This is a genomic window from Caballeronia sp. ATUFL_M2_KS44 (assembly GCF_023630965.1).
In the GTDB taxonomy this organism is placed as follows: Bacteria; Pseudomonadota; Gammaproteobacteria; order Burkholderiales; family Burkholderiaceae; genus Caballeronia; species Caballeronia concitans.
In genome coordinates this window covers 769,984-794,918 of the sequence record NZ_JALQEA010000039.1, presented here as the reverse complement: position 1 = coordinate 794,918, position 24,935 = coordinate 769,984, and the positions used below count along the sequence as shown (strand labels likewise).

20 protein-coding genes are annotated in these 24,935 nt (G+C 65.1%); 4 read left to right on the top strand and 16 right to left on the bottom strand.

Going from position 1 to position 24,935, the window contains the following annotated elements; all coding sequences use genetic code 11:
• Window positions 1-8: 8 nt before the first annotated feature.
• The 8 genes from NCR39_RS19080 to NCR39_RS19045 all read right to left on the bottom strand — a co-directional run bounded on the left by NCR39_RS19080 (window position 9) and on the right by NCR39_RS19045 (window position 13,015).
• A complete protein-coding gene (locus NCR39_RS19080) occupies window positions 9-4,538 on the bottom strand; it encodes a cellulose synthase subunit BcsC-related outer membrane protein (protein ID WP_502800236.1) in 4,530 nt (1,509 codons plus the stop codon).
• Window positions 4,532-5,686: a cellulose synthase complex periplasmic endoglucanase BcsZ gene (bcsZ, locus tag NCR39_RS19075; RefSeq protein WP_250453612.1), complete on the bottom strand. Its 1,155-nt coding sequence runs from the start codon at window positions 5,684-5,686 to the stop codon at window positions 4,532-4,534. Before bcsZ ends, NCR39_RS19080 begins: the two co-directional genes overlap by 7 nt.
• A gap of 1 nt (window position 5,687) precedes the next feature.
• A complete protein-coding gene (gene bcsB, locus NCR39_RS19070; protein WP_250453684.1) occupies window positions 5,688-8,084 on the bottom strand; it encodes a cellulose biosynthesis cyclic di-GMP-binding regulatory protein BcsB in 2,397 nt (798 codons plus the stop codon).
• Window positions 8,084-10,300 carry a UDP-forming cellulose synthase catalytic subunit gene (gene bcsA / locus NCR39_RS19065; RefSeq protein WP_250453611.1) on the bottom strand — a complete coding sequence of 739 codons (2,217 nt, stop codon included), beginning with the start codon at window positions 10,298-10,300 and terminating at the stop codon, window positions 8,084-8,086. Before bcsA ends, bcsB begins: the two co-directional genes overlap by 1 nt.
• Entirely contained in the window at window positions 10,297-11,082 is a 786-nt protein-coding gene (gene bcsQ, locus NCR39_RS19060) for a cellulose biosynthesis protein BcsQ (protein WP_250453610.1), read from the bottom strand. The genes bcsA and bcsQ overlap by 4 nt, the downstream gene beginning before the upstream one ends.
• Entirely contained in the window at window positions 11,079-11,636 is a 558-nt protein-coding gene (bcsP, locus tag NCR39_RS19055) for a cellulose biosynthesis protein BcsP (protein ID WP_250453609.1), read from the bottom strand. The genes bcsQ and bcsP overlap by 4 nt, the downstream gene beginning before the upstream one ends.
• 124 nt (window positions 11,637-11,760) lie before the next feature.
• Window positions 11,761-12,228 (bottom strand): cellulose biosynthesis protein BcsD, encoded by a 468-nt coding sequence (bcsD, locus tag NCR39_RS19050; protein WP_250453608.1) that lies wholly within the window; start codon window positions 12,226-12,228, stop codon window positions 11,761-11,763.
• Window positions 12,229-12,817: 589 nt separating this feature from the next.
• A complete protein-coding gene (locus NCR39_RS19045; RefSeq protein WP_250453607.1) occupies window positions 12,818-13,015 on the bottom strand; it encodes a hypothetical protein in 198 nt (65 codons plus the stop codon).
• Between the two features lie 441 nt (window positions 13,016-13,456).
• Between NCR39_RS19045 and NCR39_RS19040 the strand changes: the two genes are divergently transcribed.
• Window positions 13,457-14,071: an NAD(P)-dependent oxidoreductase gene (locus NCR39_RS19040; RefSeq protein WP_250453606.1), complete on the top strand. Its 615-nt coding sequence runs from the start codon at window positions 13,457-13,459 to the stop codon at window positions 14,069-14,071.
• Between the two features lie 21 nt (window positions 14,072-14,092).
• Here the strand turns inward: NCR39_RS19040 and NCR39_RS19035 are convergent, their stop codons facing one another.
• The 5 genes from NCR39_RS19035 to NCR39_RS19015 form a co-directional block, all read right to left on the bottom strand.
• The gene (locus NCR39_RS19035; RefSeq protein ID WP_250453605.1) at window positions 14,093-14,557 is read right to left on the bottom strand and encodes a DUF3331 domain-containing protein; all 465 of its coding nucleotides are present in this window, start codon (window positions 14,555-14,557) and stop codon (window positions 14,093-14,095) included.
• A 278-nt stretch (window positions 14,558-14,835) separates the two neighbouring features.
• Window positions 14,836-15,672, bottom strand: a complete 837-nt coding sequence (locus NCR39_RS19030; RefSeq protein WP_250453604.1) for an ABC transporter permease — start codon at window positions 15,670-15,672, stop codon at window positions 14,836-14,838.
• Window positions 15,673-15,677: 5 nt separating this feature from the next.
• Complete coding sequence (locus NCR39_RS19025; protein WP_250453603.1) at window positions 15,678-16,949, bottom strand: ABC transporter permease; 1,272 nt, start codon at window positions 16,947-16,949, stop codon at window positions 15,678-15,680.
• Between the two features lie 75 nt (window positions 16,950-17,024).
• On the bottom strand, window positions 17,025-18,047 hold the full coding sequence (locus NCR39_RS19020) for an ABC transporter substrate-binding protein (RefSeq protein WP_502800244.1): 1,023 nt from the start codon (window positions 18,045-18,047) through the stop codon (window positions 17,025-17,027).
• A gap of 104 nt (window positions 18,048-18,151) precedes the next feature.
• Window positions 18,152-19,255, bottom strand: coding sequence for an ABC transporter ATP-binding protein (locus NCR39_RS19015; RefSeq protein ID WP_250453601.1), 1,104 nt, complete (start codon window positions 19,253-19,255; stop codon window positions 18,152-18,154).
• Between the two features lie 212 nt (window positions 19,256-19,467).
• Between NCR39_RS19015 and pdxR the strand changes: the two genes are divergently transcribed.
• The gene (pdxR, locus tag NCR39_RS19010) at window positions 19,468-20,970 is read left to right on the top strand and encodes a MocR-like pyridoxine biosynthesis transcription factor PdxR (protein WP_250453600.1); all 1,503 of its coding nucleotides are present in this window, start codon (window positions 19,468-19,470) and stop codon (window positions 20,968-20,970) included.
• Here pdxR and NCR39_RS19005 read toward each other — a convergent pair.
• From NCR39_RS19005 to NCR39_RS18995, 3 genes are all read right to left on the bottom strand, one after another.
• The gene (locus NCR39_RS19005; protein WP_250453599.1) at window positions 20,967-21,110 is read right to left on the bottom strand and encodes a hypothetical protein; all 144 of its coding nucleotides are present in this window, start codon (window positions 21,108-21,110) and stop codon (window positions 20,967-20,969) included. The two genes, pdxR and NCR39_RS19005, sit on opposite strands and share 4 nt — an antisense overlap.
• 39 nt (window positions 21,111-21,149) lie before the next feature.
• A complete protein-coding gene (locus NCR39_RS19000; protein ID WP_250453598.1) occupies window positions 21,150-21,494 on the bottom strand; it encodes a DUF4148 domain-containing protein in 345 nt (114 codons plus the stop codon).
• A 142-nt stretch (window positions 21,495-21,636) separates the two neighbouring features.
• Entirely contained in the window at window positions 21,637-22,647 is a 1,011-nt protein-coding gene (locus tag NCR39_RS18995) for a LysR family transcriptional regulator (RefSeq protein WP_250453597.1), read from the bottom strand.
• 210 nt (window positions 22,648-22,857) lie between these two features.
• Here NCR39_RS18995 and NCR39_RS18990 point away from each other — a divergent pair, with 210 nt between their 5' ends.
• Window positions 22,858-23,676 (top strand): alpha/beta hydrolase, encoded by an 819-nt coding sequence (locus NCR39_RS18990; RefSeq protein WP_250453596.1) that lies wholly within the window; start codon window positions 22,858-22,860, stop codon window positions 23,674-23,676.
• Window positions 23,677-23,731: 55 nt separating this feature from the next.
• On the top strand, window positions 23,732-24,928 hold the full coding sequence (locus NCR39_RS18985) for an efflux RND transporter periplasmic adaptor subunit (protein ID WP_250453595.1): 1,197 nt from the start codon (window positions 23,732-23,734) through the stop codon (window positions 24,926-24,928).
• The last annotated feature ends 7 nt before the right edge of the window (window positions 24,929-24,935 follow it).

Genomic DNA, 24,935 nt, shown 5'->3' with positions numbered 1-24,935 from the left:
GTTGCCGACTAATTCGACAACGAAAGATACGGCGAGCTGAACGCTTGCGGCGGGAACAGCGGCTGCACGTTGTCCTGCCGGTTGAAGCTGTATCGCACGTACACCGCCGCCAGCCACTCGCGATACTGATACGCGTTTCCGAACGACGCCGTCGCGCCGAACGTCAACTGCGGCGCAAGCTGATATTCGCCGGTCGCGCTGAGCGAATACGACACGCCGGTCTTGCTCTGGCCCGGATAAGCCAGCGCGCTCGCGTCCGGCACGGCGATGGAGTCGGGCACGCCGGCCGGGAACAACGCCGACGCGTCCTCTCGATAATGCTGCACGCCCACCGATCCCTTTACATCGTAGGTGAAAAGCCCGGCACGTCCCATGTATTCGACCGGGAAATTGAGGATCACGTACTGCCGCGGGCTGAAGTAGCCGCCTTGCCCGTACGTGAAGTACGACAGGTTCTTGCTGTAATGCATGAGCGTCGTGTTCGCGCCGACCGTCAGCGTCTGGTCCGCGTCTTTCAGGATGCGCGTGTAGACGCCGCCGCCGCCTTTCTCGGCGGTGTTCGACGCGACATGCCGGCCGTCGAGATACTGGAACGCCGCGTTGACGTAGACGCCGCTCGTGCCGTCGTCCCAGCCGAGGTCCGCGCGGCCGCCGCTCGATGTCACGCCGCCCCATTCGAGGCCCGCGCCGGCATCGCGTGCGCCGGCGTAGGAGAGCAGGCTGTCGGTGACGGCGCGGCGCGCGACGGCGATCGAATACGACACCTTGTCGCTGATCGCGTTCTGATACTGCACGCCGCCGACGATGTTGGTTTCGCGAAAGCCGAGCGGCGTCGTGCCGATATCGCCCTTGAAGTGGCGATTCTCATAGCCGACCGAAAGGCCGACGCCCGTCGCCGTTTGCGAGCCGTAGTTGTTGGCGGGCGGCGTCGAGAGCGCGCCGTTGCCCGATCCGAAGCGCAACAAGGTTTGCGGCGTGCTGCTCGCGGTGCCGGCGTCGAGCGTGACGGGCGTCGCGCGCACGATCACGTGTCCGTTGCCCGCCTTGATGCGGCCTTCGATGGGCGCTTCGATATCGGTCAGATTCGAGAGGCCGTCTTCGCCATCGCGATTGCGGAATGTGACGCCGCCCGAGATCGTGCTGGCCTGCTCGCGGTTGATCGCCGCGAGTTCTTCGGCGACGCCCGCGGTCTGCGAATTCGCGATTCCGCCGACGGGCGCGGCGGGCGCGGGCATGCCGCCGGCGGTCATCGTGGCGGCGGACGCGGCGCGTTGGGCTTGCGCGGGGTAGTACGGCTGCGCGTATCCGGCGGGCGGCTGCGGGATGTAGGGCTGCGGCGCGTAGGGCTGCTGGGCGTACGGCTGCTGGGCGTACTGCTGCGGATACGGCTGATACGGTTGTTGATACGCCGGCTGCTGCCCGCCGTATGCCTGCGCCGCGCCCGCCTTGCGCGAGGCCGACCGCTTCGCAGCCGAAGGCGCCGCATTGCCGCCGGATTGCGCATCGCGCGCGGCGGGGGACATCGGCCACGGCGAAGTGGCGTAGGCGTCGGGATTGCCGTAGGGCGCGGGCTGCTGCGCATCGGGCTGATAACCGTTCGCCGGATAAGCGCCCGGTTCCTGCCCCGGATACGGCTGCAGCGGCGCGCCCGATTGCGCGGAGCCGTACGGGTCCGGTCCATAACCGCCGCCTGTCGTTGCCGGCGTCGCGCCTGATTGCACGGGGCCGTAAGCCTGCGTCGCCATCGCACGCGGCGCGCCGGATTGCGCCGACCCATACGAATCCGGTCCATACCCGCCACTGGCGCCCGCCCGAGGCGAAACAGCGGGCACGGAATAGGGCACGGAAGGCGCAGGCTGCGCGGGCGGCAGATAAGTCGGCACGGGAGTCGAGTAAGACGAATTGAAATTGGCTTGCGAATTCCCCGACGCCGCCGTCCCGACCGCCGTCTTGCCTTCGAACGGATTGGTTCCGGGAAGCGGCGTCGAGCCGATGCGATTCATTGCCGCCTGCCAGTCGCGCGGAACATTGCCGTTCCGTCCCGCGCCCGCGGCCACAGGCGCATTCGCCGCGACGAGCGACCGCTGCAGGAACTGCGCGGCGAGATCGAGCTTGCCTTCTGCGCGATACATCCGCCCGATCGCGGCGAGCAGGCCGGGATCGTTCGGCGATGCGGCCATCGCCTGCTGCGCGAGCGATTCCGCGAGCCGGAAGTCGCGCACGCCCGTCGCCGCCGATATCGCCGCGCTCTGCAACGCGGCATCGTCCGGACGACGCGCAAGCGCCGCGCGATAGCATGCGAGCGCGTTGCGGTCATCGCCCGCCGACGTGTACATGCGCCCCAGCGCCGCCTGAAGGTCCGCGTTGTCGGGCATCGCGGCGAGCCACGGCGCGATCACGTCGTAAGCGCCTGCGAGATCGCCGCGCGTGCGCACCGCATCCGCCTGCGCGATCACGATGCCCACGTTGAGATCGTTGAAGTCGGCGCGCTGCTGCGTGGCGAGCGGCATCGACTGAAGGCGGCGCATGACCGCGCCGAGTTCGGCGGTTTGCTGCGTCGACGAGAGAATGCCCGCGTATTGCAGCAGCAAGCCCGCGTCGTTCGGCGCACGGGCGATCGCGCCGCGCACCAGCGCGAGTCCACGCGATGCATCGCCCGCTTTCACATACGCCGACGCCACCGCGCCCGTCAGTTCCGCGTCGCCCGCCGCGACCGGCTCCGCGCGCTGAAGAATCGCGATTGCTTGCGCGCGCTGGCCCGCGTTGGCCGCGCGCGTCGCGAGTTCGGCCTGCTGCTGCACCCACAGGCGATGCTGCAACGCCGTCATCGCGGGCGTGCGCTGCGCCGCCGGCACGCGCTCCAGTTGCGCGAGCCCCGCCGACCAGTCCTGCGTTTCGGCGGCGAGCAGCGCGCTCGCGTAGAGCGCATCGGTCATGTCGGGATGCGTCGCGACGAGGCCGTCCATCATGCTGCGCGCATTGCCGACCGCGCCCTGCCGAACGTAAATGCGCGCGAGATCGAGACGCAGCCACGGATCGTCGGGAACGTTGAGCAGCGCGTCCTCGAAGAGACTGCGCGCCGCGCCGAGATCGCCGCGCGCTTCGGCCGCGCGCGCCTGAGCGGCCTGCGCCTCGCCGCGCAATTTGTCGATGCCGCCGGCTTTCGCCTGCTGCTCCGCGTTCAGTCTGTTCGCGAAGGCGAGCGCCTCGTCGCCGCGTCCTTGCGCGGCCAGCGCGCCGACGAGCCCGCGAATCGCGTCGGGATTGTCGGCCTGACGGCGCAGCGCCATGCGAAACGCCGCTTCCCCGCCGCGCGCATCGCCACTGCCGAGCAGCATGTCGCCGAGTTGCGTCTGCGCGGTGACATCCGCCGGATTCACGGCGATCGCGCGTTCGAACAGCGCCTTCGCCTTCGCGATCTCGCCGTTGCTGCGCGCGCCGATGGCATCGCTCGTATAAGTCCAGTACGTCGCGCTCGTGAGCGCGTCCTTCCAGCGCGCGGCGTTGCCCGCACGCGATGCGCGTTCGAGATACGTGCGCGCCTCAGCGAACCGTTCCTGCTTCAGCGCGACGACGCCCAGGCCGCCGAGCGCGTCCCCATCGTTCGGATTCGCCGCGAGCACCGCCGAAAAGCGCGCCTGCGCCGCGACGAGATCGCCGCGATCCAGCGCCGCGAAGCCATCGGCGACGGCGCGGCCGCGCGCATCGACGGTTGCGTCCGCTTGCGCGCGCTCGCGAGCGGTCTTGTCCTGCTGGACCATCGCGTCGAAGCGGGCCTTGACGGCGGCGTCGTCGGGCGCGGTCTGCAAGTACGCCTGAAAAAGCGGCGCATCCGATGCCCGCGCGCCCAGCCACAACAGCGCCTGCCGCCAGCTTTTCTTCGCCTGCGCGCCGACGCCGCTGTCGCCCGCGAGCTTCGCGAGACGCGCGATGCCGTCGCGCCGCGTCGTGTCGCGATACGTCAGATGCTGCGCGTAGGCGAGCGCGTAGCGCGGATCGTCGGCGTTCTGGCGCGCGAGCTGGTCGAGGCCGCGGCGCGCTTCGTCCCAGCCCTGCGGCGTCGCGGCGAGCGCCTGGTAATACTCGAGCTGCAATTCGGGCGTCGCGGGCTTGCCGTCGATCGCGCGCTTATATTCCTGCACCGCCGACGCGCTTTGTCCGCTTTGCGCGAGACGGCGCGCGTCGTTGACGGTCTGATCGCGCGGACTCGCTTCGCCGAGCCGCCGCCCGAGTTCGTCGATATTCGGATAGTTCGGCGCGACCTGCCGCAACTGCGCGAGGTATTGCTGCGCGCCGCTGCCGTCCTTGCGATCCGCGAGCACCATGCCCATGCCGAAGAGCGCGTCGGGCTGCTTCGGGTCGATGCGCAGCACTTTCTGCCACGCCTGCTCCGCGAGATCGCCGCGCTTGTGCGCCTGCCAGTACTTGCCCTGGTCGATGAGCACGTTGAGCGGATCGGCGGCCGTCTGCGCGAGGACGAGCGCGGGCGCGGCACAGAGCATCGCCGCGATGATGCGTTGTCGCGTGCGCATCAGCATGCGCTTCTCCAGTTCGGCACGAGGCGGCCGGTTTCGTCGAAGCGGTATCGCCCGTCGATGAAGCCGCCGCCGAACAGTCCGAGCACGCGGTCGTAGTAGACCGGCTCGCGGCCCGCGCCGGGCGGCGCGCCGAGCGCGTCGAGATGCGCGCGGGCGAGGCCGAGCGCGCGCTCGTCGTTCAGCGCCTTGAAGTACGGCGCCAGCGCGCCCCAGTACGACAGCGGGCCTTCGCCGCTTGCCGCGCCGGTCGTCGCGCCGGTCGTCGCGGCGACTTTCTCCGGCGCGAAGCCCGTCTGCGCGACGCTCTTCTGCATGCCGGAAAGCGTGTCGAGCCATGGGCGCGCGAGCGGATCGGCGCTCGATGCCATGCCGGCCCACAAATAGACGCGGATCGCGTCGTAGCTGCCGGTGTCGCCGGATTTCGGATCGACGACGAACTGGCCGTCGCGGTAAGCGGCCCAGTCGGGCGCATAGCCGCGCGGGGACGTGACCTTGACGAGCCGCGCGGCGTTCTGCGCGAGCTTCGTCCACGGGCCGTCGGGCATCTCGTGCGCGAGCGCGCGCAGCAGCGGCAACGGCAGATAGCTCGGATTCAGCCGCGTGACGCCGTTCGCGCGAAATCCTTGCGGACCGGGCAGCAGCATCGGCCCCAAGCCCGGCAGATCGACGATTTCCTGCTTCGCGATCTGCGCCGCCAGCGCGCGCCCGAGCCGCGCGTAGGCCGCGTCGTTCCAGAGCCGCCCGGCTTGCAGCAGGTCGTAGGCGATCCACAAATCGGCGTCGGATGCCGGGTTCGCGTCCATCACGCCGAACGAGCCGTCCGGCTTGCGGCCCCATTGCCACGCGGGCAGCCGCGCGTCGGTCGCATCGAACTGATTGGCGGCGAGGTTCGCGCGCGTCCAGCCGAGCATGCGATCGAAACTCGCGCGGTCGTTCGCGACGAGCGCGAAGAACATGCCGTAGGACTGGCCTTCGGACGTGGTCTGCTGCGCGTCGGTGGAACGGTCGATGACGCGGCCATCGGCCTGAACCGCGCGCTCGATGAACTGGCGATACGCCGGCCAGTCGCACGACGGCGCGGCGTGTGCCGCGAGCGCGGGAAGCCCGAGGACCGCGACGGCCACGAGTCTGTCGATAAGCTCACGCATGTCAATCCTTCAGACGCCGCGCCGCGAGCGAGCGCAGCGCACGGTAGAACAGGGCGGCGATGATCAGCGCGGCGATCACCGCGGAAAACACGAGCAACAGCGGATGCGCGGAGAGCGCCCAGCGCATGTAATGCATCGGCGAAAGATGGCCGACGTAGTACGCCTCGCCGTTCGACGTCACCGTGACCGTGCGGCCATGGATCACGGCCATCGCGCCCTGGATGGACGGCAGCAGGTCGTTGTCGAGCAGCGCGGCGGACAAGTCCGCGTCCGATTGCCCCGCCGCGCTGATGAGCGCCACCGCGCTGCGCCCGCTCTTGAGCGGCGATTCGAAGCCGGTCAGGAGCGCATCGCCGTTCGCGCTCACGAGCGACAAATCCGCGCGCGCGGGCGAGCGCTCAGGCCCCTGCTCGCCGTGCCACCAGTCGACGACCTTGAACGCGACGTCGCTCAACTGGAAGGTGCGCGCGTCGCCGTCGCCGGAAAACGGCATGTGTTTGGCGAAGCGCTGCAAAAGCGGCTGGCGGCCCGGCGCGCCGAGAATCAAGAGATCCTTGTCGGCGAAGCGGTCGACATCGTTCGCGCTCGTCACCGTCACGCCCGTCACCGGATATCCCGTCGACGCGCCCATGCGGCCCATCTCCAGCAGATACAGGCTGTAGTCGGCGGAATTCGGATCGTTCGGCAGCACGACCGCCGTCTGCGACAAGTCCGCCATCCGCGTGAACGGAAAGCCGCCGTTGGCGAACGCGGCCAGATCGGGCAGCGCCATGTAATGCGGGAAACCGGAGAGGTCGATGGTCGAATTCGGATCGATCGCGCCGACGACGTTATCGAGCACGCGGCCCTGACATTCGCCGGTCTTCGGGATGTCGTAATAAAAGTGCAGGCGCAACTGCGCGCGCGGCGTGATCAGAAGCGGCGGCAGATAGATTTCGTGGCGCGCGGCGGCGGTGCCGTCCGGCAGCACGCGGCTGAAGTAATGCGCGAGATCGAACGTGGACGCGGACGCCGCCGGAATGCGCAGCGATTGCACGAAGCCGCTGTTCACGCTGATGTTGAGCGACGAGCGATCCGGCGCGGGCCGCACCGTGTAGCGATACGCGAGGTCGATCGGCACGCCTTTCGTCTGCCACATGAAGAGATCGGGCGGCACGCGCAGGTTCACGCGCACCGCGTCGGCGTCGTAGCCGTTCGCGGTCAGATCGCGCGCCTCGGCCAGTTCGCCGAAGCGCACGGGGCGGTCGGTGCGCAGCCAGTTCGGGGCGTCGTAGGGGCGGCGCGGCTGAAGTTCGCTGAACTGCGTGATGGTCGCGCTCGCGCCCGACAGCGTGTTCTGCCCGACGCCGAGCGCCTTCGCGGCGATCTTCAGCTCGTTGTCGTCGCGGCCCAGCACGAGGAGCAGGCGGCCGCGCGCGGCGGCATCGCGTTCGACGACCGCGATGGTCGGTCCGGACACCGGCGGAATATCGACGCCCGCGAGCTTCGCATCGGAAAGCGCGAACACGACCGCGTTGCCCGCGAGCGGCACGGCGTCCGTCTGCGCCGGAAAGAGCGCGCCGCGATAGCCCGCGAGCGAGCCGAAATACGACGCCACCATGCCCGCCGCCTCCAGTTCGCCCGGACTCGGCTTGCCCGCGAACACGAACGGCAGTTCGAGGCGGCGCACGTCGCGGCGATCGAAAAACGGCTGCGGCAGCGCGGCGAGATCCGGCTTGCTCGCAATCGACGCATACGTGAGATCGAGCGAGCTTGCGTTGCTGACCGTTGCCCAGAGCGTCGAGTTCGACGGGTCTTCGCACTGCTGCGTGTAATGGCCGATCAACTGCACGTTCAGGTGATTGAACTCGGTGATGAAGCGCGGATCGATGGCCACGTCGCGCGCGACGAGCGTGCCCGCCTGCTCGCGCGGCACCGGCAGCGTCGCGGCGACTTCGCCGTTGACGAGCACCTTCAGTTGCGAAATGGACGGCAAGAGCGACGGTGAATAGCTGTAGATCAGATGCAGCACCGCGCCGGTCACGACTTCGTCGCCGCGCACCGAAAACGCGATGCCGTTCTGGCCGTCCGTGCCGCGCAGTTGCAGCGGATCGAGCGCGCCGTAGTCGGCGAACGTCAGCGTCTGGCGGCGTCCGCCGGGCACGAGCGTGCCGGGATCGGCGGTGGTCGGCACGCGCGAGGTGAGCGGCGTCGCGGGCTTGCCGGAGAACGCGGGAACCGGCACGGCGAGCGCGGGCTGCGTGATCGCGTTCGGGTTATAGACGACGGCGGGGCTCGCGGGCGCATCGGCCTGTGAGACGAGCGGCGCGGCCAGCGCCATCGACAACATCAACGCGCCGAAATGCCGCGCGCGCTTTCCCTCGCCGCCAGAACGCGGCTTCGATGATCCTTTGCCCATCATTGATCTTTGGTTGTCAGCTTCTTCGCATCGACGGGGCTTTTGCTCATCCCGCTCCGAAGGTCGCTGTACAGATGCTCGAAAAGCCCGGCGATGCCGCGCGTGCCGACCAGCAGCACATGCGACAGGCCGCGCAGCGGCGTATCCGCGAGACGGCCTTCGGACCAGCCGGTCCAGGCATCCGCGCGCGCGAACGTCGTCTTGACGAAGTCGTATTCCTGATCGCGCGTGAGTTGCAGAAAGCGCAAGCCGACGCGCCCCGGCTCGCTGAAACCGACAGTCGCGGGAAACGCGTATTCCTCGTCGCCGCGAAACAGCGACACGGTGACGCGCTCGTGCATCGGCACCTGAATGCCGTTCGGCAGCTTCACGCCGACGCCGCCTTCCGAATAGTCGATGGTCTCGCACGCGAGCGTGCGCCCCGTCGGGAACTTGAGCATGACGGGCATCGTCATGCTCACGCGATGCGTCGTGCGGACCTGCCGCCGCTCGCTCGCCGCCGCCACCGACGCGCCCAGGATCAGCATGTTGTAGACGGTCCAGCACAGGTTGAGCGCGGTCGTCTGCACTTCGCTGCGCACGTGCCAGTTCATGCCGATATGCACCACGCCCGCGATGAACCCGAGCAGATTCAGCAGCAGCAGGAAGAGATACGGCCGCGAAATCGACCAGTCGAAGTAGTCCTTCGCAATCTGTCCGCCCTTGGCCGTCACGTTGAACTTGCCGAGCTTCGGGTTGATGACGGCGAGCAGCGTCGGCGCGGTGATGTACGACGCCAGCACCGACTCATACACTTCGGCCCAGAACGAGTGGCGGAACGACCGCTGCATCCGCGAATTGGTGATGCTCGCGTGCATCATGTGCGGCAGCGCGAAAATGGCGATGGTGCTCGCCGCCGCTTCGATCACGTGCGCGCCGAAGAACAGATACGAGAGCGGCGCGGTGAGAAACACGAGGCGCGGCACGCCATAGAAGAAGTGCAGCATGCCGTTCAGGTAACACAGCCTTTGCCCGAGCTTCAGCCCCTTGCCCGTCAGCGGATTGTCGATGCGAAAGATCTGCGTCATGCCGCGCGCCCATCGAATGCGCTGTCCGATGTGACCGGAGAGGCTTTCCGTCGCGAGACCTGCGGCTTGCGGGATCGCGAGATACGCGGTCGTATAGCCGAGCCGATGCAGCTTGAGCGCCGTATGCGCGTCCTCCGTGACGGTTTCCACCGCGATGCCGCCGATCTCTTCGACCATCGAACGCCGCAGCACCGCGCACGAGCCGCAGAAGAAGGTCGCGTTCCAGAGATCGTTGCCGTCCTGCACGAGGCCGTAGAACAGCTCGCCTTCGTTCGGCACCTTGCGGAACGTGCCGAGATTGCGTTCGAACGGATCGGGCGAAAAGAAATGATGCGGCGTTTGCAGCATCGAAAGCAGCTTGTCGCGCAGAAACCAGCCGAGGCAGATTTGCAGGAAGGAGCGCGTCGGGATGTGATCGCAATCGAAAATGGCGAGGTATTCGCCCTTCGTGATCTTCAGCGCCTCGTTGATGTTGCCCGCCTTCGCGTGACGATTGTGCGTGCGGATCGTCCAGTTGACGCCGACTTCCTCGCAGAACGCCTTGAAATCGGGACGACGGCCGTCGTCGAGCACGTGGATGGCGAGCTTGTCCTTCGGATAATCGAGCGCGAGCGCCGCGTAGATCGTCGGCTTCACGACGGAAAGCGGCTCGTTGTACGTCGGAATGAAGACATCGACCGTCGGCCACTCGCTGCGGTCGGCGGGCAAGGGCAGCGGCTTGCGCTTGAGCGGCCACGCGGTCTGGAAGTAGCCGAGCATCAGCACGAGCGTCGCATAGACTTCGGCGGCAACGAGCAGCAGGCCCCACGCGGCGTCGAGCGGACGCTCCCAGTAAGTCGTTTCCGTGAGCCGCCAGTACATGTATCGGCCCGACGCCGTCACCGAGAGCATGATCATCACGAGCGTCGCGTACTGGCCTTGCAGCCGGCGAAAGCCGAGCGCGCAGACGAAGCAGATGCTCGCGAACGCGAGCTGCTGGCCGAACGCGAGCGGCACGGTAACGACGAAGTACAGCGCGAACGCGGCGAACAGCGTCATGAGCGCCACGACGAAACGGCTGCTCCAGATACGCGCATCGACGATGCGTTCCAGCCGCGACGTCGCGACGCTCACCTCCGTTTCCTGCGATGGAATCTTCGCCGAACTCATGCGACGTTCCTCGAAGCGGCGATCGAATCGATGGCGGCGAGCAGCCAGTCGCCGCACGCGCGCAGATCGGCGGCGGCTTGCGAGAGCGGATCGTAGTGAATGAGCGTCGTGTCGCACGCGAGCGCTTCCGCGATGCCTTCGTCCTGATGGATCACGCCCGGAAAGAGCTTCGCGCCGAGCATGTCGCGCAGCACTTTCAGCACGTCCTTGCTTAACTGCCGCGACTGATCGACCTGATTCACGACATAGCCCTGACCGGCGAAGTCCTTGCGCGGCGCGGCGTAGGCATCGACCATGCGCTCCATGCCGGGAATCGCGGCGTAGGACGCGGCGTCCGCGAGCACGACGTTGAGCGCGAAGTTCGCCGCCGTCAGCGCCGTGCGCGTGTAGACGGAGGAGCCGGGCGGCGTATCGACGATGACGATGTCGTTCGCGTCGAGCGCGAGCGAATGCAGCGATTGCGCGAGCCACGCGGGATCGCGATCCACGAGCGTCTCGAAGCGCCGCCGGTCGTCCTCGACGAGCGCGCCGTAGGGCAGCACGGTGACGCCATCGACGCCGTCGAACATCACGGTTTGCCACGGATCGTGGCTCAACGTGGCGCGCGAAATGCCGTCGATGCTGTCGAGTGGAATGCCGAAGTGCAGGCGCAGCGCGTTCTGCGGATCGAGATCGAGCACGATCACGCGACGATTGCGCGCGGCGAGCACCGAGGCGAGATTGGCGGCGAGCGTCGTCTTCCCGACGCCGCCTTTCGCGGAAACGACCGTGATGACTTTCATGAGCGTGGGCCGCCGTTGCGCAGGCGGTGAAAGAGCGCGGGAAGGGAATCGTCCGATGCGCGCGGCGCGGCGGGCGCCGGCTGGAAGAGCTTGCCGAGGATCGACGGCGGCGCCGGATCGACGCGCGGCGCTTCGGCTTTCGCTTCGGCTTTCGCTTGCTGCGGCTCGGGCACCGGCGCGCGCGGCGCGGCATCCGCCGGCGACGAGAATCGCGCGGCGCTCAGCGAATCGAGCGCGGCGGACGCATTCGCGGGCGCATTGACCGGCGGAATCGTCCGGCGATGCGACCGCGCAAAGAGCGGCGGCTTGCCGCGATGAATCGGCGTGGGCGTCGTTTGTTGCGTGGCGTGCGGCGCGGGCGCGGGCGCATCGGCGCGCGCATCGCGGCGCTTCGCGATTTCCGGAATGGCCGGCTGCGCGAAGTCGAGCGTCGCGAGCAGCGGCCAGCGCGTGCGGGCGCTCCGGGCCTCGTTCTCCCGGCCGATTTCCTGATATTCCCCTGCATTGCCGCCGAAATGATCGAACAGCTTTTCAATGTCGCGCGAAGTATTCATGAATGCCGCATCCTCGTGATGCCCTGCTTGAACCGTGGCCGGTGTTGCGTGCTTTTTTCGCCGTCCGATCCTGAACGGTCGATGCCGCTTCTTTCGATGCGGCCCATACCCAGAAAAACGATGTTCAGGCCGCGCCGCGCGCGAGCCGGAATTCGATGGCGGCGTCATCGTCGAATTCGCCGTTCATTTGCCCGTGTTGCCGCACGGCGAGTCCGTTCGCGCCCAGCGCGGCGAGCCAATGCTGATAGGCGCCTTCGAGAAACGCGGGCGTCCACGCGAGCGCGCTTTCGCCGAACGCCCGAAGCGGCGCGCAGTAGTGAACGATGCTCAGGTGGTCGCGCTCGTCGGACAGTTCGACGAAGCCCCAGTCGGCTTCCTGCCAGCGCGCGTTGAGCGCGTCGGCGAGTTCGGCCGTCGATGCGCACGGCGGCAACGGCGACGCATCGGCGAAACGGCTGCCGACGCGGTGCATCAGTTGCCGCAGTTCCGCGCCGCCGATCTGCGCCTCGAACTCATCCGCGAGCGCGGACAGCAGGCCGCGCCATTGCCTGGAGATGTGCCGGTCGAGCAGGTAATCGAAAGGTGCAGCCATTATTGTTGTTTCGGAAGCACGCGCCGTAGCGCGCGAGTTAATCGGTTATTTTTACCTTTATTTGCTGTTCCACAGCGCCAATGCGAACGCCCGTTTCACATTCATTCAGACGCCACGATTCGTTTGAAGGCAGTTCGGCCGATTTGTTTCGCCAGAAGAAATCATCTAAAGGAGAATCGATCGCAAATACTGGGAAAACTATTGCCTGGCGGCGGTCATTCGGAATTTCGGGCGTCGTTAGGCTGGACGAACGGTGGACAACGGGCGCGCCATATGCGGCGTGGGTCCGCGCTAGCGGACGGCGAAGTGTACCATCGCGTTAATTCAGTGCGGCGAGCAATATTGCGGGTTTTATACCGCTTGACTTGCACGCTTCACAACGAGTAGGCGCGATTATTCATCAGTCAATTAAAACGTTTATTGATTGGATAATTAGCTGCCGCGGGCCATCTTGAAGGCGGTATGAATTGCCGACCGGACGCTGAATTGAATATCGGCCGGATGACATGTGGCGAGATATCGCGGCGTTCGCCGCGCGAAAAAAAAGCGCCCCGAGTGGGGCGCTGCATATGTACGGGGATTCGAACGCTCAGGGATTCGCGCGTACCGCGTCCCTGACGGCGTCCATGACGATGCCGTAATTGAGCGGGATGTCCAGCGAATCGACATGGTCGGCTTCATCGGCCGATTCAGCCGGCGCGGCGCCGACCGGAATCGGCTCGTAGGCGGTTTCGCCTGCCGGATTGTCGCGTCCTTCGATGGCACCCTGCAATTGCGGATTCTTCACGATTAACTCCTTCCGGTAATGGAGCGGCGAGGACCTGCAAGATAAACCAGTGTCATGACAAATTGACGACTTTCATTGGAACCCTTTGCGAAACGAGTTGCGTCCGGCGCGCCGGGAATCGCCGTTATGACGCGTTTCGAAAGAGCGCGGGGCCTCTAGTTTAATGTGGTCGCGCTCGCATCATGGTGTGGTTTGGATTATGGCCCCCCGCACTCGCTATTGGCGGACGCGCTTAAAACCGGCTCGGAAATTGCAATAGTGCGGATCGGCCGTCGATATTCGACGTTGAAGGCAACGCCGAAATGTTTCTCATCGCCGGCGCCGGATGAAAATGGAATCGGTTTGATCGACGCGGCACGGCTGCATTTTTTCTTCGATCGCGTATGAATGACCGACGCGACGAACGCCGCGCTTCACGCCGCGAACGAAAGGAGAACGAGCATGAGCAAGATCGCGATCGTCGGCGCGACCGGCAATGTGGGCAGCCGATTGGCGGAAGAAGCGTTGCGCCGTCGACACACCGTGACGGCGCTCGCCCGCGACACATCCGCGCTCGCCCCGCGCGACGGCATGACCGCGCGCAACGTCGATGCGCTCGACACCGCCGCGCTCGCCGACGCGATCGCCGGCCACGACGCCCTGTTCAGCGCGACGCGCTTTCAATCGGTGCCGGCCGGCGCGATCGTCGGCGCGGTGAAGCGGGCGGGCGTGCCGCGCCTCATGGTCGTCGGCGGCGCGGGGAGTTTGTATGCCGCGCCGGGGCAGCGCGTGCTCGATTCGCCCGATTTTCCGGAGGTGTATCGCGCGGAAGCGACGGCGGGCGCGGCCTTTCTCGATGCGTTGCGGCGCGAATGGGACGTGAGCTGGACCTACGTGTCGCCGTCGGCGGAATTCGTGAGCGGCCCGCGCACTCGCAGATTCCGGCTCGGCGTGGACGAACTGCTCGTCGACGGCAGCGGCCGAAGCTGGATTTCCTTCGACGACTTCGCCATCGCCTTTCTCGACGCGTTCGAGCGCGGCGAGCCGGTCCGTCAGCGCTTCACGGTCGGCTACTGACCGCGAAGCGAAGGCGGCGGGTTAGCCGTGGACGTCGGCTTCGACTTCCTCGTTCTTCGGCATGGCGGCGGCGAGAATCATCGCCGCTGCGTTTTGCGGCTTCGGATCGCGCTGCGACGGGCGATACACCTGATCGCCGCGATGGATCGGCATCCCCGACAACGAACAGACGCCCTCGGCGTGCGCCGTGGTCGCGCGCCAGCCCTGATAGCCGTAATGGCAGTTGCCGGGATCGGACCAGTAGACGAGCGCGGTGGCGCTGCTCGGCCGCTCGATCACGCGCACGATGGCTTGCGGAAACGGCAGTCGGTCATTGGACGGCTGCGGGTGCGCGCGATGCCAGTCGCGCGTCAGGCGTTCGACGAATGCGCTTTCGGCGCGTGCGGTTTTCTGCGATGGGGCGATGCGGCCGGTGTCGGCGGGAATCGTTTCGAGCTGGTGAACCGTTTGTGACCACGGGTCGGCTCGTTTCGAAAGTGCTGTCATGGCATGGTTCCAGGCTTTGACTCGACCTAGACCGTACGCCATTAAGCATATTCCGATAAATACGACATCGGTGAAAACACTGTCCCGTTGGCACGAATAATCGCGGCAATCAGGCAGCGATTAGCGCGGAGCCTTGATGGACAAGGGTTTGCGGCCTGTCGGATGCAATGTCGATCAAGCCGCGCCGGACCGTTTTTTTGTCCGAGTAAGCGATGTGAAAAGTAACCGAAGGCATGCCGAATGAAAATGACATGCATTTAGGTCGCTCCAAAACTCGCTTACGCCACCGCCCGCGCCGCCGCGCGCCCGCGCAACCACTCCAGCGCGAGCAGCAGGCTCGTCGAAAACACGATCAGGATGGTCGCCAGCGCGGCGATCGTCGGACTGATGTTTTCGCGAATGCCGGTGAACATTTGCCGGGGCAGCGTCGTTTGATCCGCGCCCGCAAGAAACAGCGTGACGACCACTTCGTCGAACGATGTCGCGAACGCGAAGAGCGCGCCCGAAATCACGCCCGGCGCGATCACCGGAAGCGTCACGCGGAAGAACGTCGTGAGCGGATTCGCGCCCAGCGACTGGCTCGCGCGCACGAGGTTCGTGTTGAAGTTCTGCAGCGTCGCGCCGACGGTCGTCACCACGAACGGCACGCCGAGCGCCGCGTGCGCGAGAATCAGCCCGAAATACGTGTTCGCGATGCCGAGCGGCGCGAAAAACAGATACATGCCGACGCCGACGACGATCACCGGCACGATCATCGGCGAGATGAGCACGGCCATCAGCAGGCTTTTGCCCGCGAAGTTGGCCTTCGTCAGGCCGACGGCCGCGAGCGTGCCCAAGATCGTCGCGACGATGGTGGCCGAGGGCGCCACGATGAAATTGTTCTTCGCCGCCATGCGCCACTCGTCGGACATGACGAGGTTGTGATACCAGCGCATGGAGAAGCCGGGAATCGGATAGACGAGGAACGTGCTCGACGAAAACGACAGCGGCACGATGGCCAGCACCGGGAGAATCAGATAGAGCAGCGTCAGCACGCAGATGATGCGCAGCGCGAAGTACCAGATGCGCTCGACGACGGACGTATGCGGCGCGAACAGCGGCTTGGCGAGTTTCATCGTGCTTACCCCAGACTCACGTTCGAGCGCGTGAAGCGCCCATAGACCACATACAGCACGAGCGTCGCGGCGAGCAGCAGCGCGCCGAGCGCGCACGCCATGCCCCAGTTGATCGTCACGTTCGTGAAATAGGCGATGTAGTAGCTCACCATCTGATCGTTCGGCCCGCCGAGCAGCGCGGGCGTGATGTAGTAGCCGATTGCCAGAATGAACACGAGCAGCACGCCCGCGCCGATGCCCGGATACGTCTGCGGCACATACACGCGCCAGAACGCGGCGAACGGATGGCTGCCGAGCGAAACCGCCGCGCGCTGATATGTGGGCGGCACGGATTTCATCACGCTGTACAGCGGCAGGATCATGAAGGGCAGCAGGATGTGGGTCATCGAAATGTAGACGCCCACGCGGTTGAAGAGCAGCGAAAGCGGCGAGCCGATCACCCCGCTGCCCATGAGCGCCTTGTTCACGAGCCCTTCGCTTTGCAGCAGCACGATCCACGCGGCGACGCGCACGAGCACCGACGTCCAGAACGGAATCAGCACGAGCACCATGACGAGATTCGCGCGGCGTGCGGGCAGCGTCGAGATCCAGTACGCGAGCGGATAGCCGAGCAGCAGCGCGAAGAACGTCACCGCGAAGCCGATGACGAACGTGCGCCCGAAGACGTTGAGGTAAATGGACTGGTCCGGGTCCGCGTGAACGACACTGCCGAAGCCGTCCTGCTTGTGATCGAGCGACGCCAGTAGATAGAACGGCGACAGCCGGCCCGCGTTCTTGGCGATGGCTTGCCAGTAGGCCGGATCGTTCCATCGCTCGTCGATTTCGATGATCTTCGCGCGCACTTGCGGCGGCGGGAGCGCCTTGCCGTCGTCGCCGGTGAGCGGCATCGCGCGGGCGGTTTTCGCCACGAGCGACCGATAGCCGGGAATCTCCGTGTTGAGGCGGCGGGCGAGGGCGCCCATGGAATCGCCGTCCTGGATGGCGGTCAGGTCTTGCGCGAGCGCGGCATACGCGGCGTCCGGCGGCGCGGCCTTGCGGTCCCAGCCGGCGAGCGCCGCGCCGGTATGCGGCAGCGCGTTGGCGACTTCCGGATTCTGGATGGCGCGCGTGAGCAGCGCGCCGATCGGCACGACGAAAATCAGGAACAGAAAGATAGCGAGCGGCGCGATGAGCGCGAGCGCCATCGCGCGCTTCTTCGCGTCGGCGATTTTCAGCTCGTGTTTCAGGCGCGCGGTGGATTCGCGTGAATCGTCTGCGGCGATCGTGATGGTGTTCACGCTGGTGTCTCCATGCTTGTCGGTAGCGAGGCCGCGCTTCGTGAAAAGCGCGGCCTTCGGACCGCCGTCAATCGCTTACTTCGTTGCCCACGCCGTGAAGCGCTGTTCCAGTTCGTCGCCGTGATCGGTCCAGAACGCCATGTCCTGCAACACCGCGTTCTTCGCGTTGGACGGCGAGTTCGGCATGTCGGCCTGGGTCTTCGCGTCGAGCGCGGTGATCGCAGCCTTGTTGACCGGACCATACGCGATGTTCTGCGCATACACCTGCTGCGGCTTCTGCGACACCGAATACGCGATGTATTGCGTCGCCACGTCCTTGTTCGGCGAGCCCTTCGGAATCGCCCAGTAATCGAGGTCGTAGATGCTGCCGTTCCACACGACCTTCAGGTTCTTGCCTTCCTTGCGCGCCGCGTCGATACGGCCGTTATACGCCGTGGACATCACGACATCGCCCGCGACGAGAAACTGCGGCGGCTGCGCGCCCGCTTCCCACCACTGGATATTCGGCTTCAGTTCATCCAGCTTCTTGAACGCGCGATCCGCGCCCGCCTTCGTGCGGAGCACCTTGTAGACGTCCTTGGGCGCGACGCCGTCGGCCATCAGCGCGAATTCGAGGTTGTAGCGCGCGCCCTTGCGCATGCCGCGCTTGCCGGGGAATTTCTTCGTGTCCCAGAAGTCCGCCCAGCTAGCCGGCGCGCTCTTGAGCTTGTCGGCGTTATAGGCCAGCGCCGTCGACCAGACGAAGAAGCCGACGCCGCACGTTTGCGGCGACTCGGGCACGAGTTCCGATTTCTTCGCGATCTTTGACCAGTCGAGCTTCTCGTAGAGACCTTCGTCGCAGCCGCGCCCGAGATCGCCCGATTCGACTTCCACCACGTCCCAGTTGACGTGCTTCGCTTCGACCATCGCCTTGACCTTGGCCTGCTCGCCGTTGTATTCCACGGCCGTGACCTTGTTGTTGGTCGACTTTTCGAACGGCTGATTGAACGCGACCTTCTGCGCGTCGCCATTCGCCCCGCCGAAATTGACGACCGTGATTTCCGCCGCCAACGCGACCGATGCGCCCGACGCGCACACGAGCGCGGCCGCCGCCGCCATGGAACACAACGCGAACTTCCTCATGATGGTTTCCTCTGTCTGCTTGGTTTTATCGATGGACTGCGGGATGAACGGCCTGCTCGCGCACATGCCGGTGACGCGCGTCACGCGAACACGCGCAAATGCTCGGGCGCGAATTCGAGGGCGATGGGCGCGCCGGGCGTGAAGCCTTCGAGCGCCTGCGTGCCGAGCGGCACCTTGACGAAACATTCGTCCTGTTCGCGCACGCCGCAACGCATGCGCACGTGATCGCCGAAATAGATGAGGCTCTTCGCTTCGCCCGCGAGCGCGTTGGTGTGGCCATTGGCACCGTCGATGCCGTCGCGGGCCGCGAGCTTCATGCGCTCCGGGCGGATGCACGCGACGGCGGACGCGCCCGCAGTCGCCCGCGCGACGTTCAGGCCGGAGAGCCGCGTGCCGTCCGCGAGCCGGATCTCGCAGTAATCGCCGTGAGCATGCTCGATGGTGCCGCGCAGCCGGTTGCTATCGCCGATGAAGTTCGCGACGAACTCGTTGCAAGGCGCTTCGTAGAGGTGATCGACGGTATCGAGCTGCTGCACGATGCCTTTGTCGAACACGGCGACGCGGTCGCTCATGGTGAGCGCCTCGCCCTGATCGTGCGTGACGTAGACGAACGTGACGCCGAGCTTCTCGTGCAGCGACTTCAGTTCGTATTGCATGTGCTCGCGCAGTTGCTTGTCGAGCGCGCCGAGCGGCTCGTCCATCAGCACGAGCTTGGGTTCGAACACGAGCGCGCGAGCCAGCGCAATGCGTTGCTGTTGCCCGCCCGAAAGCTGCGCCGGATAACGCTTCGCGAAGCTCTCCATGCGCACCATCTTCAATGCGTTGTTCACGCGATGCGCGCGCTCCTCGGCGGACATCTTGCGCACCGTGAGCGGATATTCCACGTTCTGCTGCACGGACAAATGCGGAAAGAGCGCGTAGTTCTGAAACACCATGCCGATGTCGCGCTTGTGCGGCGGCACCTTGTTGAGCAGCTTGCCGTCGAGCCAGATCTCGCCGCCGGTCGGGAATTCGAAGCCCGCGAGCATCATGAGGCACGTGGTCTTGCCCGAGCCCGACGGCCCGAGCAGCGTGAGGAATTCGCCCTGATAGATGTCGAGGTCCAGAGACTTGACGACGAGCGTTTCGCCGTCATAGGTCTTGCGGACGCCGCGAAAGCTGACGATCACCTGATCGGATTTCATCTTCCGTGTCTCCTTCGGAAAGCCGAATGCGTGTGCCCTGATGCGCGGCGGCCTCAACGAACCATTGAAACGGCGCGCGGCCCCGGAAATTTTTTCCACTGCCTCTGCTAACTATAGCTCGCGACGGTTCTACAATGGGGAGCCATTTCAATATTCATCTGGGAGCCACTTCGGGCCATTGCGCGCGCGGCTCCGGCTTCGGGGGAAAGGCTTTGGACACCATCATCCTTGCGGACTGGCTGAGCACGCGGCTCGACCGGACGCTCGCCGAACCGGTCTACCGGCAATTGCTCGATCTGATGCAGCAGGCCATTTTGACCGGGCAGCTTGCCTCCGGAACCAAGCTGCCGAGTTCGCGCACGCTCGCCGGCGATCTCGGCATCGCGCGCAACACGGTGCTCCATGTTTACGACCAGCTGACGGCCGAAGGCTATGTGACGTCGACGACCGGCAGCGGCACCTATGTCGCGGATACCGCCCCGAGCGACGGCGCCGCGTCGCGCAAAAAGCAGGAGCCGGTCGATGAACCGCCGCGCAAGCCGTGCATCATTTCGAAGCGCGGCGAACGGCTGATCGCGCAGGCGGGCGTCTCGCCGAAGCAGTGGGGCGCGTTCATGCCGGGCGTGCCGGATGTCGCCGAGTTTCCGTCGCGTACGTGGAGCCGTCTGCAGTCGCGGCTCTGGAAGCGCGCGAGTCCCGAACTGCTGACGTATGCGCCGGGCGGCGGCTACCGGCCGCTGCGGCGTGCGCTGTCGGACTATCTGCGCGTCGCGCGCTCGGTGAAATGCACGCCGGACCAGATCATCATCACGACGGGCATTCATCAGTCGATCGATCTGACCGTGCGACTTCTGACCGATACCGGCGACCGCGCGTGGGTCGAAGAGCCGTGTTACTGGGGCGTGCGCAGCGTGCTGCAATCGTCGGGGCTGACGCTCGTGCCGGTGCCCGTCGATGACGAGGGCCTCAATCCCACCGCGCGCGACATGGCCGCGCCGCCGCGCATCGCGCTCGTGACGCCGTCGCATCAATATCCGCTCGGCATGGTGATGAGTCTCGCGAGGCGTCGTGCGCTGCTCGAATTCGCGCGGCAGCACGGCGTGTGGATTATCGAAGACGATTACGACAGTGAGTTTCGCTACGGTAGCCGGCCGCTGTCATCGCTGCAGGGACTCGACGATTCGGGGCAGACCATCTACGTCGGCAGCCTCGGCAAGATGTTGTTTCCCGGCTTGCGCATGGGTTATATGGTCGTGCCGGACAATCTCGTCGATACGTTTCGCACCGGCATTGCCGAGCTTTATCGCGAAGGGCAATTGATGCAGCAAGCGGTGCTGACGGAATTCATTCTCGATGGCCATCTCACTTCGCATGTGAGGCGCATGCGCGGGCTTTATGGCGAACGCCGCGAGTTACTCATCAACGCGATCAACGCGCGTTTCGGCGACACGCTCGCCGTGCGCGGCGACGAAGCGGGGCTGCATTTCGTGCTGGAATTGCCGCGTAGCGCGAACGATGTCGCCATCGCCGACGATGCGCTCGCGAATGGCGTCGTCACGCGGCCGCTCGTGAATTACTACATGAATCGCGACGCCGCGCTCAGAGGCTTGATGCTCGGCTATGCATGCGTGCCGAATCATGAAATCGCGCCCGCCTTCGGAAAGCTGGCGGGCGTGATAGAACGCGCGTTGACGGCTGTGGAAGTGACTTCTTAAAGACCTTCGCGATGCTCGTTGCCGGCGTATTCGTGGGCATCGTTTTGCGCATGCTCCACGAAGGGCCGCCACACGGGCGTGTACGAAGAGAAATCATCGAGCAGAGAGAATTGCTCGAGTGCGGTGTCGATTTCGAACATGCTTTTAGCTCACTTCAATTGATTAGAATGCCGAACGAATCAGCGCGATGTCAGATTCGTTTGCACCGCCGAGCCGTTTGCATAATCGACGATCGCGCGATTGCGTGCTTCGGATTGCGCGGCGACGGCATCGCCCCACATGCTGCGCGCGGGATACGTATTGCGGTTGAGCGCCGGCAAAGAGCCATTCGAATAGGCCGCTGCAAGCTCGGCGCGTACCTGCGCGCGCGTCTTGGGCGCTTCGCTTGCGCTCGCAGTCGTTTGAGTGGGCGTGAGATACGTTCCCGCACGGCCGATTCCCTGACCGCCTTCCGCGAACGCGGCGCTTGAAATAACGGCGGACACTGCGGCGAGCGAGAGGCTCGTAACCAGATAGCGTTTCATGTGCGACTCCTTTCGATCCTTCGGGATACGGCGCATCCGGTACTGATCGGGATGCGCCGTGGCAGGACGAAATGTAGTCGCGTCGTCGCGGCGGATAAATGTCCGATCCGCGAATAGATTTATCGATATCGACGAATAATCCTCAAACCACCACGTCTGCCGTGCCCGCGACTTCGGGCGTGCCGTGACGCACGACCATCGGCGATGCGGTGCTCGTCGGCAGGCAGCGCTCTTCCGCTTCCTTCTGGCCTTGCAGCAGCGGGCAGCGCTCGAACAATTCCGCGACCCAGTCGACGAACACGCGCACTTTCGGCGACAAATGGCGATTGTGCGGATACACCGCGGAAATAGGCATCGGCAGCGGACTCCATTGCGGCAGCAATTCCACGAGTTCGCCCGAACGCAAATACGGCAGCGCCATGAAGCGCGGCACTTGCACGATGCCCACGCCCTTGAGTCCGCAGCTCAAATACGCTTCGGCATCGTTCACGGCGATCATGCCGCGCATCTTCACTTCGATGGTCTCGTCGTCCACGACGAAATCCATGTCCATGATGCGTCCCGTGCGGCTCGAAAAATAATTCACTGCCGTATGGTTTTGCAGATCGTCGAGCGTCCCGGGCGTGCCGTTGCGTTCGAGATAGTGCGGGCTCGCCACCGTCACGCCCTGAAATACGCCGATGCGCCGCGCGACGAGACTCGAATCCTGCAGCGTGCCCACGCGAATCACGCAATCGACGCCTTCCTGAATGAGATCGACGGGCTTGTCGCCGAAGCCCATCATCAGTTCGATATCGGGGTAGCGCGTGTGGAAATCGCATAGCTGCGGCATCACGATCAGCCGCCCGATCGCGCCCGGCATATCCACGCGCAATTTTCCATGTGGCCCTTTGCCGTTGTTCGAAAACGTACTCTCGGCTTCCTCGATATCCGCGAGGATGCGCACGCAGCGCTCGTAATACGCTGCACCGTCTGGAGTGAGATTGAGCCTGCGCGTGGTGCGCTGAAGCAGCCGCACGTTGAGAAAGGCTTCGAGGTTTTGAATGATCGTCGTCACCGATGCACGCGGCAAATTCAGCGTATCCGCTGCGCGCGAGAAGCTGTTGGTGTCGACGACGCGGGTAAAGACCTGCATTGCTTGGAGCCGATCCATGTTCGTCCCTTCGATGCTGAAGTGAGGCAGAGAGTTTTAAGCGGCTGGCTAAGAGATTCGCCGCATGGCTTAAGCGATTGATTGTTCGGGGTCACCGAATTGTGTTGCCGGATTATAGGCATTTATTAAAAAAGGCGTGGACTCCAGAATTCGCACCATCGCAACTTACGCGTGACGGCCCGACATTCAGGGCCGTGCACGGAAATAACCATGGCATCACTGCTGGATTTGGAGCAAGGCCCGAGACTGTGCATCGAAGAGGTGCGCATTGCGGGGCATGTGCAGCCCATCATGCTGCGCAGCTATCGCCCCGCGTCGGACGGCACGGTCTTGCCCATCGTCCTTTATTTTCACGGCGGCGGCTTTACACACGGCACACTCGACGACGCCGACATCGCCGCCGCCACCATCGCACGCGATACGCCTGCGTGGGTCGTGTCGGTCGGCTATTCGCTTGCACCCCACTTTCCGTTTCCCGCGGCGCCCGAAGACGGTTATCGCGCGGCGCAATGGGCCGTGGCGCATGCACGCGGACAACGCGCCGACCCGCAGCGCATAGGCATCGCGGGCCATGACGCGGGCGGCAATCTCGCGACTTGCGTGGCGGCCATCGCACGCGATCGCGGCGATATTCGCATGTCCGCGCAAGCGCTGCTCGCGCCGCTGCTCGATCCGAGCATGACGCGCGTCGCCGATGAACGCAAGGTCCTGTGCCCCGATCTGGAACTGAGCGAATGCGCGCGCTGCTATCGGGCGTATTTGCCGAATCCGTCGCAACGTCTGCATCCGTATGCGGCGCCGCTGGAGTCGCGTCGTCTGCATGGCCTGCCTCCTGCATTGATCGCGAGCGCGGAGCATGACCTGCTGCATATCGAGGCCGAAAAATACGCAGCCGAACTCATTTCGGCGGGCGTGCCGACCGAAGTCACGCGGCATTGCAAGGCATCGCATCACGCGCTCGCCGCGCATCCCGATGCCCTGGCCGATGTCGTCGCCTTTTTCAGAAAGCGGCTGGCGCGCACCAAATAAGCGCCAGGCCCACGCACCATAAAAAAACAATCTCAACGCAACCGGAGCTTCCATCATGTTCTTCAATCGCAAACGCATCTACGCCGCGCTAGGCGCTGCGTTGGTCATCGCCGGCGCGGGCGGCTATACCGCCTGGCGCGGCCACGGCGACGCGGCCATCAACGAGGCCAAAGCCGCCGCGCACAGCCCGACCGCCACCGAAGTGGATGTCGCGACCGTTATTTCGAAGACCATCACCGACTGGCAAAGCTACTCCGGCAGGCTCGAAGCAGTCGATCACGTGGACATTCGCCCGCTCGTGCCGGGCACTATCGTCGCGGTGCATTTCAAGGACGGCGCGCTCGTGAAGAAGGGCGATGCGCTCTTCACCATCGATCCGCGTCCGTATGAAGCCGAAGTCGATCGCGCACAGGCGCAGCTCGCAGCGGCGCAGGCGCGCAACGGCTACACATCGACGGATGCCGCGCGCGCCGAACGTCTGCTCGCGGATAACGCCATCGCCAAGCGCGATTACGACGAGAAGCAGAACGCCGCGCGCGAGGCCGTCGCCAACCTGAAGGCCGCGCAGGCCGCGCTCGAAGCCGCGAAGATCAATCTCGCGTACACGCATATCACGGCGCCTGTGTCGGGGCGCGTGTCGCGTGCGGAACTCACTGTCGGCAACATCGTGTCGACGGGTGCGAACGCGCCTTTGCTGACCACGCTCGTTTCGGTATCGCCGATCTATGCATCGTTCGATGTCGACGAACAAACTTACTTGCGCTATCTCGGCCGCGATGCGGGCAACACGGTGCCGGTGTCGCTCGGCCTTGCGAATGAAGACGGTTATTCGCGCGAAGGCGTCGTCGATTCCGTCGATAACCGACTCGACACGACGTCCGGAACCATTCGCGTGCGCGCACGCTTCAACAATCCCGATGGCTCGCTCGTGCCGGGTCTCTATGCGCGCATCAAGGTCGGCGGCGGCACGCCGCATCCGGCGGTGCTCATCGACGATGCCGCTATCGGCACCGATCAGGACAAGAAGTACGTGATGGTCGTCGACAAGGACAACCGCGTGCAGTACCGCGAAGTCACGCTCGGGCAAACGCATGACGGCTTGCGCGTGATTGCGAAGGGACTTGCATCGGGCGAGCGCATCGTCGTGAACGGCTTGCAGCGCGTGCGCCCGAACGATGTCGTGAAGGTCAATGGCGTCGCGATGAACAACAGCGGTGACGCGCCCGTCGTGAAGACGGCGTCGGCGCAGTAATGCGCGC